The following is a 14,307-nucleotide window of genomic DNA, read 5'->3' on the forward strand; positions in this document are numbered from 1 at the left end:
TTTTTCTGCTAAAAGACTCTTTCTGCCTCTGCCAGCTGCGTCATAGACACTAGTGATACCATGCAACCAGTATTTCCTTCTTATGGTATAGACGCTTCTGGGGTTGTAGCCAAAGTTCTCTGCTACGGTCGCTATAGGATGACCTTGACTCAGTTGATGCAGCATGAGTAGTCTGATTCGCGCTCTGGCATTGCCTTCTGTTTTAGATAATTGCAGAAAATCGTGGTCTGTGAGTTTATGATTTCTAGGGGTCTTTTTCGGCATATGATTCTATTATGTTGTTGAGTTACCCCACTCTCAACACTTTTAGGGCTTGAAAAAAAATGACACCTCACTATCCTTAAAGTTTTCGACCAAGAAGACCAAGGACAATGAGATGCCACTTGACGAATTTATCATTAATATCTATCTAATGGTAGAGCAATATTACAACTTAGTCGTTCAAAAACCGTTAAGAAGAGGCGGATTTGCGCCTAAACTTAGTGATAGTGAAGTTATCTGTATGGAGCTGGTGGGTGAGTTTATGGGTATGGATCAAGATAAACAAATCTGGCAATACTTTAAAAACCACTGGCTGTCTTGGTTTCCAAACCTTGGCTCTTACCCTAACTTCGCCAAACAATGTGCTAACTTACACTTTGTTAAACAGCATATACACCAGCAAGTTGCGCAAACTCAAGAGGATAACATTCACTTTATTGATGGTTTTCCGATACCTGTTTGCAAGTATGCTCGTGCTTATCGGCATAAAACGTTTAAAGCCGATGCAAGCTTTAGCTACTGCGCTGCAAAGCAAGAGAAGTATTATGGCTTTGCAGGTCATTTGCTAATCAACTTATCTGGTATGATCAAAGGGTTTACCTTTGCATCGGCATCTATCGATGAGCGTGATGTTGCACCAGAAGTTGCTGATAATATTCATGGTTTACTAGGTGCAGATAAAGGTTATATCCGCCCTGAGTTAACACAGCACTTTGCATCAAAGGGTATTGATTTGCAAACACCGCTAAGACGCAATATGACAGATAATAGACCTAAGTCTGATGTTAATCGATTGATGCGTTGTCGACGTAATATTGAGACTGTTATTGGTCAATTGTCTGACTGCTTTAATATACAGAAAGTACGTGCTAGAGATTTATGGCATTTGTCTCATCGTTTAACGCGTAAGATCCTAGCGCATAACTTCTGTTTTATTTTAAATAAAAAGCTTGGTAACCCGCCTCTTCAGTTTGAATTGCTAATAAAGTGTTGAGAGTGGGGTTGAGTTGGTTATATTGTATATTATTTTGTGGAATTGGTATTAATTCGTTCTTTGTCATCACCATTGACTGCTTAAAGTAAAAACTCTTAAAAAAAATAAGCCCCGCAAATTTGTGGGGCTTATTTTTAGCTAAATCCTATTTTGTATAAGATTTAGAATGGAATATCATCATCTTTAGGAGTATCTCTCATGCCGCCCGCAGGAATGGTAGTTTGGTTATTAAACGCAGGAGCCGGAGCCGGCTGTGGTGCTGCAGCAGGAGTTTGAGGAGCAAAGGTATTTTGGTTATTACCAGCGCCTTGATTGCCACCTTGTTGGCCCTGATACCCACCACCTTGTTGGCCTTGGTATCCGCCACTTTGTTGACCTTGATATCCACCACCTTGCTGGCCTTGGAAACCGCCTTGTGGGTCTTGACCGCCCTGGAAACCACCTTGATTCCCATAACCACCTGGCCCTGATTGGCCACCAGCGTAACCAGTGCCACCGCCCATACCGCCGCCACTAGCGCCACCTAACATTTGCATTTGATCAGCGCGAATCTCAGTAGTGTAACGATCTTGACCATTCTGGTCTTGCCATTTACGAGTACGTAAGCTGCCCTCGATATAAACTTGGCTACCTTTACGTAGATACTGCGCCGCAATTTCACCTAGACGGTTAAACAATGAAATGCGATGCCATTCGGTCGCTTCACGTTTCTCACCGGTTTGTTTGTCAGTCCACTGCTCAGAGGTTGCCACAGAAATATTAGTGACGCTGCCCCCATTACTAAATTGACGGGTCTCAGGATCAGCCCCTAAATGACCCACAATAATTACTTTGTTAATACCACGCATAAGGCTTCCTTTTTATATATTTATTTAATAAATTATTAACTAATGATTAATAAAAGCTATCTGTAACTTACTTTATAGCACATGTCATCACTGTACCGAAATTTTAATTAAATATCTAGCTTAGTTTGGTTTAGTTGCGACAGTAATTGTCGTGAATTATCGGTCAGCTTTTGTTTGTCTAACTTTAAATAGGCCACGCCATCTTTGGGCATAACCACCACCTCATCGACCCCATCAACGCCCATAACTTGCTGCGACCAAGCCGATAAATCTGCCTGTTTTGGAATGGCCATTGTGGTGCTGGTAAGATAAGGTGGCTGGGCAATGGGCAAGATTAATAATAAGGCCAGTGCCATCACCCCACCGAGTAATCCCCAAGACAACATAACCCCTTGGTTTAATAGCATACCGCCTAAAGCACCGCCGAAAAAAGCCCCCAAAAACTGACTGGAGGAGTTAATCCCCATCGCTGTTGCTTTATTAGCAACAGGGGCTTTCTTAGAAATCCAAGACGGGATGGTCGCTTCCAATAAGTTAAAGCCAATAAAATACAGTCCCAATCCCAAGATCAAGCCTATGCCATATTGGCTGCCTACTGTTAAACTAAGTAAGGCTGCCACCATCACCGCTATGGCTGACAAGAATACTTGGCGCATTTTTTGCTTTTTTTCAGCAATAATAATAAACGGAATGGCGATGGCAAACCCGACAAATAATAATGGCAAGTACACCAAACCTTGTTGACGTAGTTCTAGGCCCAATACTTCCCCAAGCTGATGCGGTACAATCACAAAAATGGCGGTCATGGTCAAATGCAGCGCAAAAATACCGAAATGCAGACGGTTTAAATCTGCAATCGCCAAGACTTCTTTTAACTGCGCCCCAATCGATTTGTTATCAAGGTTGTGCTTCAGCACTCGCACTGGCGTTGGCACTAACAATAACAGCAACATGGCCAGCACGGCGAACCCTGCTGTTAACCAAAACAAACCTGACATGCCAACTGAAGCGACCATCATTGGCCCTAAAGCAAACGACAACATGATGGAGGTTGCGATGGTTAAGCCCATGGTTGCCATGGCTTTAGTGCGTTGCTGTTCACGGGTTACATCAGCAAGCAGCGCCATCATCACCCCAGATACCGCGCCACTACCTGCTAACGCCCGACCAATAATAACTCCGTAAATATCGGTGGCCGTTGCTGCAACTATTCCACCAATAGCAAATAACAGCAGTCCAAAGAATATCATGGGTTTGCGCGGGAATTTGTCCGCAGCCATACTCATAGGGATTTGAAATATGGCTTGACCCAAACCATAAATACCCACTGCTAAGCCAATTAAAAACGGCGTGGCATGGGCATAGTTACTGCCATATACTGAAAATACTGGCACAATCATAAACAGCCCGATCATCCGCAAGGCAAATATGCCACCTATACTACCAATGGCCCGTTTCTCGATGCTATTCATGCTACTGTCTCATCCTATCTCAATCACTGATTTTGTCCGCTTAACAATTTAAATACCTCTTATCGGCACTTAACAGACAATGATGTTGGTAAGCGTACATTATAATGTATACAGATAAAATATGGGGTGAACCTCATGCGTTATAAATACAGTTGGTGACTTGCAAGGCACTTATAAGCCTTCTCACTGCATTCTAGCTACTTGAATTTCAGCTAAATTATGACCATAAACAACCCAGGGCTGTTCGTTCACATACCCACTGTCCGCCCAACACATTTTGTATAACTGACTATTAATATTTAATTAACTCTATTACCTAATCTGAGCGAACAACTATCGTTCCCAAAACCAACTCATTGATACACCAAATTATTATCTAAAATTGTAAAAACCTAACAGCTTAAAATTCAATAACAAAGGCACTATATGGCACACGAACACATTAAGATTCGCGGAGCACGCACCCATAATTTAAAGAACATCGATATTGACATTCCACGTGATAAATTCGTGGTCATCACTGGCTTATCAGGCTCTGGTAAGTCCTCACTGGCATTTGATACTTTATATGCTGAAGGCCAACGCCGCTATGTCGAGAGCTTGTCGGCGTATGCACGTCAGTTCTTATCACAAATGGATAAACCCGAAGTCGATAGCATCGAAGGCTTGTCACCAGCTATCGCTATTGAACAGAAGTCGACCAACCACAACCCACGCTCAACTGTCGGTACCATTACTGAGATTTATGACTACCTGCGCCTATTATATGCGCGCGTCGGTACTCCGTATTGTCCGGTGCATAATGAGCCCATGGTGGCACAAACCATTACTGAAATGGTTGATGAAATCATGGCCTTGCCAGAAGGCACTAAGCTGATGATTTTGGCACCTGTGATACGGGAACGTAAGGGTGAGCATATTGTTTTGTTAGAGCAATTGGTCGGTCAAGGTTTCGTCCGTGTCCGTGTGGACGGTCATGTCTATGATATGGACGAACTGCCGGCGCTTGAGAAGAATAAAAAACACACCATTGAGGTGGTCGTGGACCGCTTCAAAGTGCGTGATGATTTAGGTAACCGCGTTGCTGAAAGTTTGGAAACGGCTCTACGCTTAGGTAACGACTTGGCCATCTTGCATTATATGGATGGCAATCCCAATCCTGAGGCGTCTAATCAAAACATTGATGACCAAATTCTATCGGCCAAACACTCTTGCCCTGTCTGTGACCGAGCTGTATCAGAGCTGGAACCGCGTCTGTTTAGTTTTAACAATCCTTACGGAGCGTGTCCCGCTTGTGATGGCTTAGGTAAGCGTCAGTACTTCTCGGCTGAAAAATTAGTTACTAACCCTGAGAAGTCACTAAATCAAGGCGCTATTAATGGCTGGGACAAACGCCATGCCTACTATTTCGGGCTATTAACTACGGTTGCTAATCACTTCAAAATAGACATGGACTTGCCTTGGCAGGAGATTTCAAAAGAGCACCGTGACATTATACTAAAGGGCTCTGGTAAAGAAAAAATTGAGTTTAACTTTACTGATGAACGTGGTCGTAAAACCAAAAAAACCACACCATTTGAGGGAGTGCTGCCTTATCTTGAGCGCCGTTATGCCAAGACCCAAAGTAACTTTGTGCGCGATGAGTTGGCCAAATACTTAGCCGATACTACCTGTAACGTTTGTGATGGCGCTCGCTTAAATGAGATTGCGCGTAACGTCCGAGTTGATGGGAAAGGCATTGCCGATATCGTGCAGCTATCGATTGGAGATGCAGCCGACTATTATAAAGACTTACAGATGGGCGGTTCAAAAGGTGAGATTAGCGAAAAAATCTTTAAAGAGATTAATGAGCGTCTTAATTTCCTTGTGAGTGTAGGTCTAGATTATCTAAACCTTGCCCGTTCAGCGGAAACCCTATCTGGGGGTGAAGCACAACGTATTCGTCTTGCTAGCCAGATTGGTGCTGGCTTAATGGGTGTGATGTACGTACTTGATGAGCCGTCTATCGGTCTGCATCAGCGCGATAATGACCGCTTATTACAGACGCTGGTTCGCTTACGTGACCTAGGCAACACTGTTTTGGTCGTTGAGCATGATGAAGATGCCATTCGTCAGGCTGACCATGTGATCGATATTGGCGTTGGTGCGGGTGTGCATGGCGGTCATGTCATTGCTGAAGGCACTATGCAAGAGATTATGGACGTTGAGGAGTCTCTGACAGGTCAATATCTATCGGGTAAAAGAAAAATCGAGATTCCTAAGACCCGTCATAAAGCCAAAACCATTGACCTAAATAACTCGCCTGAAAGAGCGCGCATTATGCCAATTGGTAAAGCCAAAGCGGCGGCCGCAGCCAAAGCAGCGAAAAACGCTAAGCCCAAAGCGAAGAACATAGTTCCAATGCAAATCGAGCTAAAAGGCGCCAATGGTAATAACTTACAAGATGTGGATTTAATCATTCCTATCGGTACCTTTACCTGTATTACAGGGGTATCAGGCTCGGGTAAATCAACCTTGATTAACCGTACGCTTATGCCATTGGCAGCCACTCAGTTGAACAATGCTTCAACTTTGGTGCCTGATAAATATGAAAGTATTACTGGTCTTGAGTACTTAGATAAAATGGTCGATATCGACCAGAGTCCTATTGGCCGTACGCCTCGCTCAAACCCTGCGACTTATACTGGTGTGTTTACCCCTATCCGTGATTTATTCGCTCAGACGCCAGAAGCTAAAGCGCGCGGTTATAAGGCCGGTCGATTCAGCTTTAACGTCAAAGGCGGTCGTTGTGAGACCTGTCAGGGTGATGGCTTAATCAAAGTTGAGATGCATTTCTTACCCGATATGTATGTGCCTTGCGACAGCTGTCATGGCAAGCGCTATAACCGTGAGACGCTGGAGATTCATTACAAAGGCAAGAGCATCGCAGAAGTATTAGAGATGACTGTGGAAGATGCGACTGAATTCTTCTCAGCAATTCCACCAATTCACCGTCGTCTTGAAGCACTTATGGATGTTGGCTTAAGCTATATCCGTCTAGGTCAGTCTGCTCCTACTTTATCAGGGGGTGAGGCGCAACGGGTTAAGCTGGCTCGTGAGCTTGCCAAACGTGATACTGGTCAGACTTTATATATCTTGGATGAGCCAACCACTGGTCTGCATTTCCATGATATTTATAAATTGCTTAATATCCTGCACGCCTTACGTGATAAGGGTAATACCATTGTGGTCATTGAGCACAACTTAGATGTGATTAAGACTGCTGACTGGATCATCGACCTAGGCCCTGAAGGCGGTAAAAACGGGGGTATGATCATCGCTGAAGGTACCCCTGAGGAAGTCGCGGATAACGAAGCGTCGTTTACCGGTCATTTCTTAAAGCCCATGCTTGAGAAAGAAGCTTCTTAGAGTATTTATGAGCTTTTAAATTAGAAAAGGCCGTCCTTATTGGGATGGCCTTTTTTATAAGGGTAGAAGATTCCTTTAGTCATGTTAAATTATAATCATACTCAATAATAAATATGAGGTAACCATGTCATCAAAACCAACCACCAAAATATTCGACGTGATTGTTATAGGTAGCGGTCAAGCAGGATTAGCAGTTGGCTACTATCTAAGACGCGCCAAGCTCGACTTTATTATCTTAGACAATCAACCTCGAAGTGGCGGAGCCTGGCAAAACTTTTGGCCTTCATTACGACTGTTCTCGCCAGCGTCAGTAAGCTCCCTTCCGGGTCGAATGATGACCTCCGCTAAAGACAAGAGCAGTCCGTATCTAGAAGACGTCTTAAGCTATTTTGATAACTATGAAAAGCATTACAAACTACCTATCTACCGCCCTTTTGAGATACAAAGCGTAGAGCGTGATGATGAAAACGATTGCTTGCAAGTCAGCGATGGCAAGTTTACCTGGCTTGCAAGAGCCGTTGTCAGCGCTACCGGGATTTGGAGTAATCCTTACATTCTAGAGATTGAAGGAAGCCAAGACTTCCAAGGGGAACAAATCCACTCCGCCCACTACGTTGGTCCAGAAGCTTATCAAGACAAACGAGTTTTGGTGGTCGGTGCTGGTAACTCAGGCGCACAAATCTTTGCAGAATTGGCTGAAGTCGCTGATGCCAGTTGGGTAACCCGTGAACCGCCACAATTTCTTCCCGATGATGTTGACGGTCGTGTTCTTTTTGAAAGAGCCACACAGCGTATCAAGAATAATGCCAGTGATGGTGCTGAAGATGAAAGTAATGCACAAGATTCGCATGCTCCCAAAGGAGATATCGTAATGATGCCACCAGTTAAACAAGCCCGAGATAAAGGATTACTCACCACAAAGCCTATGTTTGATCGCCTAACTGAGCAAGGGGTGGTTTGGTCTGATGGTGAGGAAGAATCAATAGATGCGATTATTTGGTGTACTGGCTTTAATCCTGAGCTTGAGCATTTAGCACCATTGGATGTAATTGAAGATGATAGCAAAGTATTAACCGAACACGGCCAATCTGTTAAAGAGCCACGTCTGTGGTTATTTGGCTATGGCGACTGGGTCAGCCCTGCTTCAGCCACCATTATTGGGGCTGGGCGTAGTGCACGGGAGAATGTGCCGGCTTTGGTTGAGTTTTTGAAGAATGAGTCGTAATGGACTTGATGCCTTTTATTTTTAACTTGAACCAATAATATTTCCGCAAAAACATAAGTAAGTAAGGCCGGGATAAAATAAAGCAAACCTAACAATGGCGATCCTACTATAGGTAACAAAACACTACTTAAAAAATCATCAGGAATTGCAAATACACTTTCTGAATTGAATTGTATTGAAATCAAAAGGTATAAATTGAATATCAATGCACCTACTGAAGGGGTCAATAAGCAGTAAATAACAAATCTCGGAAATTTTTTCATGTTTTATAGCCTAGAGTTTTTTTATTCAGATTAAGCTTAATTACCGTTGCTATAATCCACTTAATCTAGCTTAGGCATTGACTGGGAAATCTCTTGTTATAAAAGAGGATCTATCAACTATTTACTATACCTAACTAGTAACAGATAAAAAACTAAAACTCTAATAATATAAAATTAAATGCAGGTTATTCCTTTTGGCTAATTAACATTTCAGCTAAATAAACTCACGCCGGACATCCATAATCCTTGCCTCAACCACCCGCTGAATTTTATCCTCAATCTGACTAAACTCGGACTCAATCTCACGCTTAGACAATCCCACTACCACAAACGTCCATTCACTGGAGTCATGGCGATTACGCTCTCCACTTTCACTAACTGCCACTGCGGGATTACGCCCAAAACGCTCATGCAATCCGCCCATACGCATCCGCTTTTCTTTTAGCGAGGCACAACCAGGCAATGAGAACGTTAGGGTTAGTATTCCGATATGCATGTTTTTCTCCTATAAATAGCTTCTAGAATCAACTGTAACAAAGAATTCCGTTAAATTGTTAAAGTTAGTTAATGGCGAACCTTATCCTGTTGTAAAAAGTAATGTCATCCTCATCTATAACTTGTGTAAAAGATACACAATTCATTCGTCTAAAAAAATTCAAAACTAGATAATAATTAAGGGCAACCATGTCATTACTAGAAGATCTAAACTGGCGTCATGCGGTAAAAGCATTTAAACCAAATGAAACAGTAAGCCAAGAAAATATTGATAAGATTGTTGAAGCAGCCAGATTGGCACCGACTTCTTCAGGTCTACAACCCTTTCGCTTATTGGTTGTTGAAGACCAAGACATTAAAAACAAACTGGTCAAAGGGGCGTTAAACCCTGAGTGTATGCAAGAGTGCTCACACGTACTTATCTTTGCCGGTTGGAAAGACTATAGCGAGCAAAAGATTGATGAGGTCTATGACATGACCACGGACAAACGTGGCTTACCTCGCGGTCGCTTTAGTAGCTATACCGATCAGTTAAAAGCCTATGTGGGCAGCAAAAGTGCTGAAGAGAACTTTGAGCACATCGCCAGACAAGCCTATATTGCAATGGGCTTAGCACTAGCTCAAGCCGCTGAATTGAAAGTTGATAGCTGCCCTGCTGAAGGGTTTAGCACTGATTTGGTTGATGAGGTACTTGAGCTTGATAAATTAGGTCTAAAGAGTATTGCCCTAATTTATGTCGGTGTGGCTGACCCTGAGCGCGATTGGGTAGGCTCTATGGCTAAAGTTCGTCTACCAACAGAAGACTTTGTCATTAACTACTAAGCTTCTGGTTGTGTCTTTGAGTCAAAAAAGGTCATTCTTTCGAGAATGACCTTTTTGCTTTATGACCACAGCCGGTTAAAATAAAGCATAAATTTTTCATCAATAAACAAAACCTGAAACGAAACAGATGCGGTAAAATGCAGGCTTGCTTAAATAGCATAACCCTTTATTATCACCTTTATATTTTATTCCCTTTGTCTATTATCATCTTTAATCATTATCTAGAAAGGAATGTCGATGACGGCACCCAATTCACAGCGATCTTCATTACCAGAGTCGTCACCTTCTGTACAACCCAATACAGATTTAACCGCTAAAGACAGCCCAAAAGACTTGGTAACCACCTACATCAAAGGTATGGCCATGGGCGCTGCTGACATCGTTCCGGGTGTTTCCGGCGGCACAATCGCCCTTATCGCAGGTATTTATGAGCGTTTAATTAATGCCATCGGCAGCATTGGTCCCAACTTGTGGCAAGTATATCGCCGTCAAGGCGGTATTAAAGGGCTACTGGACATCTGGCGCCATGTAGATGCCACGTTTTTACTGGTTCTAGTGTTAGGTATTGCTACCAGCTTTGCGACTTTATCAGGATTCATTAAGTACTTATTAGACAACCAACCGTTATTAATTTGGTCATTCTTTTTTGGGTTGGTTGTTGCAACCGTGGGCATATTATTAGGCGAAATAAAACGTTGGAATGTGGCACGGGCTGGATTATTTATTTTCGGTATTGTGGCAGCGGTGGGTATTAGCAGTATGCCTTTGATCACCACTGAACCTAGCTTGCCGTATATATTTTTTTCTGGTGCTATTGCCATCTGTGCCATGATATTACCTGGTATCTCAGGCTCATTTATCTTATTGTTACTGGGCGTGTATGATAGAGTACTAGAGGCCGTTCATAGCTTTAACCTTCCCATTATTTTTACTTTGATGGCGGGTATGATTACAGGATTACTGCTATTTACACGAGCCCTTAAATGGTTATTATCGCGTTACTACCAAGGCACATTGGCTTTATTAACCGGCTTTATTGCGGGCTCCTTGGTAAAAGTATGGCCGTGGAAAGTTGATGCTTTGGGCACCTTAAACAGTGACGCTATTCATAACGTAGCCCCTTGGAACTATCCCACTGGCGCGCAGTGGCTAGTCACCCTAGGGTTGATGATTTTGGGAGCTGTTTTGGTCACTGCGCTATCTGTTTGGGGCAATAAGACCAAAAGCGTTACCCACTAATGAAGGCAATTCTTAAGCCTGTTGATAGCTGTAACAGACCCAAGTTAAACAGGGGCTAGCTCTTGAACTTATCTAGACTAGCCCTTTTTTACTAACTCTTTTTAATAGCTTTTTACTAACTCTTTTTACCAGCTTTTTATAAGCGTTATCTTAAGCTTTATCATTCACTAGTCTTTTCCACTTTTTACCCTTGTGTGCCTATTGTCCATGACCTCTATCACTTACGCCAAGCAACAGCTTATTACCCGATTGTGTGTGCGCTGCGGACTATTATTGATGCAGTATGGAGCCGAGTCTGCTGTTGTGGTGGATTTATCTAAGCGTTTAGGCTTGGCCTTAGGGATGGACAGCGTCGAATGCGCTCTGGGCTTTAATGCTCTCACCCTCACTACTATCTATAATGAGCGCTGTATCACCACCACTCGTGATACAGCGAACCAAAGTATTAATGTGAATCTATTGGTACAAATTCAGCAGATTGTGAATAAAACCGAAGCCTCGGTCTGTAGTGAGGAACTGGTCGATATCACTACTCAAGCCTTTAACGAACTGGATAAAACTGTCTACCCCAGCTGGCTGGTTGCGCTATTTGTCGGAGGGTCCTGCGCCGCCTTTGCCTTCTTAAATGGCGGCAGTTGGTCTATTACTGTGGTCACTTTTGTGGCAGGCATGGTGGCGATGCTCACGCGTATCTTTTTATCAAAGCAGTATTTCAACCCCTTTATTACGGTGATTATTACTGCCTTTATCGCTTCAGTGATTGGGGCAACCACCTACTACTTCGATATTGGCAATAATGCGGATATTGCGGTGGCCTCAAGTGTTTTGTTGCTGGTACCCAGCTTCCCTCTTATTAACTCTTTATCAGATATCTTAAAGGGTTATATCAATATCGGTATTGGCCGCGCAGTTTTTACTTATATGCTGACGCTCTCTGCTGGTGTGGGCATTGTGATGGCACTACTGCTACTTAGTATTAAGCACTGGGGGTTTTAAGATGGGGTTTATTGAGAGTGTTTTACTGTCTTGTATAATTACCCTGGGCTGGACCTTAATGTTCACGGTACCTAAGCGCTACATTCTGCCTTGTTTGCTAATGACAGCTTGCGGGTTTGGACTAAAAACAGCCTTGGTCAACCACGAAGTTCATCTTGCTACTGCCAGCTTCTTTGGCGCCATGCTCGCCAGCTTTTTGGGGGTTTATTTCTCCAAAAAATATACTTTACCGCCCAAAGCCCTTATCTCCCCAAGTGTCATTTGTATGATGCCGGGTATTGCCGCTTATAAGGCCATGGTGAGTATGGTTCAAATTGGCTATTTTGGTTTTTCTGATGCTTTATTTAGCCAGATGCTGACCTATCTTTTTGAAGCTTTATTTATCACCTCAGGTTTAGTATTGGGTCTGTCTATCCCTGGATTATTCTTTTATCGACGTCGCCCTATTGTTTAGAGTGACCTACTCGTTTAAAGCATCCTATTGTTTAAATAAAATCTGCCCTGATTAAGTTAGTATAGTGCTGACATTGTTAGGCGCGAATGGTATTGTTTTGGTTAAAGATATACCTTTCAGCTAAACACTAGGGGCAATTACCCTTACAATTATCTCTATCTTTGAATAAATGATATCCCATTAATAATCACAAATAATAAAGGACTTGCTATGAGTAGACATTATGACTATATCGCCATTGGTGGCGGTAGTGGCGGCATTGCTTCTATCAACCGAGCCGCTATGTATGGTAAAAAATGCGCCATCATTGAGGACAATCACTTAGGCGGCACTTGTGTAAACTTAGGCTGTGTGCCCAAAAAAGTTATGTGGTATGGTGCTCAAGTCGCTGAAGCCATGCACAAATATGCCCCCGATTATGGCTTTGATGTCGATGTAAAAGGTTTTGACTTCAAAAAACTAGTCGAGACCCGTCAGAAATATATTGGTAATATCCACCGCTCATATGACAATAACTTGGCCAAAAATAATGTTGAAGTAATTCAAGGCTATGCCAAATTTGTGGACGCAAAAACCGTTGAAGTAAACGGCGAGCACATTACTGCTGATCATATCTTAATTGCGACCGGTGGCCGCCCTGTTTTCCCAGACATTAAAGGGGCTGAGTATGGTATTGATTCTGACGGTTTCTTTGCTCTAGAGGAGCTGCCTGAGCGAGTTGCTATCGTTGGCGCGGGTTATATCGCTGTTGAAATCGCGGGTGTTTTACGCAGCTTAGGTTCAGAGGTAGATTTATATGTGCGTCAACACTCTCCCCTACGCTCTTTTGACCACAGCATCGTTAACGTCTTACTTGAAGAGATGAGCAATGAGGGTATCGAGCTACATACCCACAGCACTTTAAAAGAAGTTATCAAAAATGAAGATGGCAGCCTAACCCTTAATTTAGAAGATGGTCGCAGCAACACTGTGGACTGCTTAATTTGGGCTATCGGTCGCAGACCTAATACAGATAACATTAATTTAGAAGTGACCGGTGTAGAGACCAACTCTATCGGCAAAATTAAAGTCGATAAATACCAAAACACCAATGTTGAAGGCATTTATTCCGTTGGCGATATTATCGAAAACAGTATTGACCTAACTCCTGTGGCCATTGCCGCTGGTCGCCGCTTATCTGAGCGCCTGTTTAATAATAAGCCTGATGAGCACTTAGATTATGACTTGGTGCCTACAGTAATCTTTACTCATCCTCCGATCGGTACCATTGGTATGTCTGAGATGCAGGCGATTGAGCAATATGGTGAAAACGCTATCAAATGCTACAACTCTACCTTTACGCCCATGTACAGTGCGGTGACCCAGCACCGTCAAAAATGTACCATGAAACTGGTCTGCTTAGGCGAAGAAGAAAAAGTGATTGGTCTACATGGTATTGGTTTTGGCGTTGATGAAATGATTCAAGGGTTTGCTGTGGCCATTAAGATGGGCGCAACCAAAGCGGACTTCGATAATACGGTCGCCATTCACCCTACTGGTGCTGAAGAATTCGTGACTATGCGCTAATTTACTGCCAGCTTTGGCATCGATTAATTATTGTTGATGCCCGTCTTTGACCTCCTCCCCTCGCTAAACCGAGGGGATTCCTACAGCTAGACGGTCAAGCCCGACCGCAAGGATGTTCTTAGCAGCATTGATATCTCTATCATGCCATGTGCCACACTCAGCACAAGTCCATCCTCTTATTCGCAAACCTGCTCTACCTTTTGGACTACTGTCACTTATTTTATGGCAGCACGAGCAGGTCTGGGTAGTGTAACTCTCATTTAC

At 43.2% G+C, this 14,307-nt stretch carries 13 protein-coding genes; 8 read left to right on the forward strand and 5 right to left on the reverse strand.

Features of this window, described 5'->3' with window-relative positions; genetic code table 11:
• On the reverse strand, positions 1 to 264 hold a 264-nt coding region (locus A1019T_RS00625; RefSeq protein ID WP_143514051.1), incomplete at its 3' end, for a helix-turn-helix domain-containing protein.
• A gap of 112 nt (positions 265 to 376) precedes the next feature.
• On the opposite strand from A1019T_RS00625, the gene A1019T_RS00630 reads away from it, so the two are divergent.
• Positions 377 to 1,255, forward strand: coding sequence for an IS982 family transposase (locus A1019T_RS00630; protein ID WP_077449966.1), 879 nt, complete (start codon positions 377 to 379; stop codon positions 1,253 to 1,255).
• 161 nt (positions 1,256 to 1,416) lie between these two features.
• Here A1019T_RS00630 and ssb read toward each other — a convergent pair whose 3' ends face one another.
• Together ssb and A1019T_RS00640 are read right to left on the reverse strand one after the other, a co-directional pair.
• Entirely contained in the window at positions 1,417 to 2,103 is a 687-nt protein-coding gene (gene ssb, locus A1019T_RS00635) for a single-stranded DNA-binding protein (RefSeq protein ID WP_077449967.1), read from the reverse strand.
• Between the two features lie 107 nt (positions 2,104 to 2,210).
• A complete protein-coding gene (locus A1019T_RS00640) occupies positions 2,211 to 3,575 on the reverse strand; it encodes an MFS transporter (protein ID WP_077449968.1) in 1,365 nt (454 codons plus the stop codon).
• 426 nt (positions 3,576 to 4,001) lie between these two features.
• Between A1019T_RS00640 and uvrA the strand changes: the two genes are divergently transcribed.
• The gene (gene uvrA / locus A1019T_RS00645) at positions 4,002 to 6,983 is read left to right on the forward strand and encodes an excinuclease ABC subunit UvrA (protein WP_077449969.1); all 2,982 of its coding nucleotides are present in this window, start codon (positions 4,002 to 4,004) and stop codon (positions 6,981 to 6,983) included.
• Between the two features lie 124 nt (positions 6,984 to 7,107).
• Entirely contained in the window at positions 7,108 to 8,208 is a 1,101-nt protein-coding gene (locus A1019T_RS00650) for an ArsO family NAD(P)H-dependent flavin-containing monooxygenase (protein ID WP_077449970.1), read from the forward strand.
• 477 nt (positions 8,209 to 8,685) lie between these two features.
• Here A1019T_RS00650 and A1019T_RS00655 read toward each other — a convergent pair whose 3' ends face one another.
• The gene (locus tag A1019T_RS00655; RefSeq protein ID WP_077449971.1) at positions 8,686 to 8,967 is read right to left on the reverse strand and encodes a DUF503 domain-containing protein; all 282 of its coding nucleotides are present in this window, start codon (positions 8,965 to 8,967) and stop codon (positions 8,686 to 8,688) included.
• Positions 8,968 to 9,155: 188 nt separating this feature from the next.
• Between A1019T_RS00655 and A1019T_RS00660 the strand changes: the two genes are divergently transcribed.
• The 5 genes from A1019T_RS00660 to gorA all read left to right on the forward strand — a co-directional run bounded on the left by A1019T_RS00660 (position 9,156) and on the right by gorA (position 14,043).
• Positions 9,156 to 9,788: a nitroreductase family protein gene (locus A1019T_RS00660; RefSeq protein ID WP_077449972.1), complete on the forward strand. Its 633-nt coding sequence runs from the start codon at positions 9,156 to 9,158 to the stop codon at positions 9,786 to 9,788.
• Positions 9,789 to 10,025: 237 nt separating this feature from the next.
• A complete protein-coding gene (locus tag A1019T_RS00665; protein ID WP_077449973.1) occupies positions 10,026 to 11,027 on the forward strand; it encodes a DUF368 domain-containing protein in 1,002 nt (333 codons plus the stop codon).
• 207 nt (positions 11,028 to 11,234) lie between these two features.
• Positions 11,235 to 12,023 carry a threonine/serine exporter family protein gene (locus tag A1019T_RS00670; RefSeq protein ID WP_077449974.1) on the forward strand — a complete coding sequence of 263 codons (789 nt, stop codon included), beginning with the start codon at positions 11,235 to 11,237 and terminating at the stop codon, positions 12,021 to 12,023.
• 1 nt (position 12,024) lies between these two features.
• Complete coding sequence (locus tag A1019T_RS00675) at positions 12,025 to 12,477, forward strand: threonine/serine exporter family protein (RefSeq protein ID WP_077449975.1); 453 nt, start codon at positions 12,025 to 12,027, stop codon at positions 12,475 to 12,477.
• A 210-nt stretch (positions 12,478 to 12,687) separates the two neighbouring features.
• Positions 12,688 to 14,043, forward strand: a complete 1,356-nt coding sequence (gene gorA / locus A1019T_RS00680; RefSeq protein ID WP_077449976.1) for a glutathione-disulfide reductase — start codon at positions 12,688 to 12,690, stop codon at positions 14,041 to 14,043.
• Between the two features lie 63 nt (positions 14,044 to 14,106).
• Here the strand turns inward: gorA and A1019T_RS00685 are convergent.
• A partial coding sequence (locus tag A1019T_RS00685; protein ID WP_143514052.1) for a zinc ribbon domain-containing protein occupies positions 14,107 to 14,307 on the reverse strand: 201 nt, incomplete at its 5' end.

It is taken from the genome of Psychrobacter piechaudii (assembly GCF_900162825.1).
In the GTDB taxonomy this organism is placed as follows: domain Bacteria; phylum Pseudomonadota; class Gammaproteobacteria; order Pseudomonadales; family Moraxellaceae; genus Psychrobacter; species Psychrobacter piechaudii.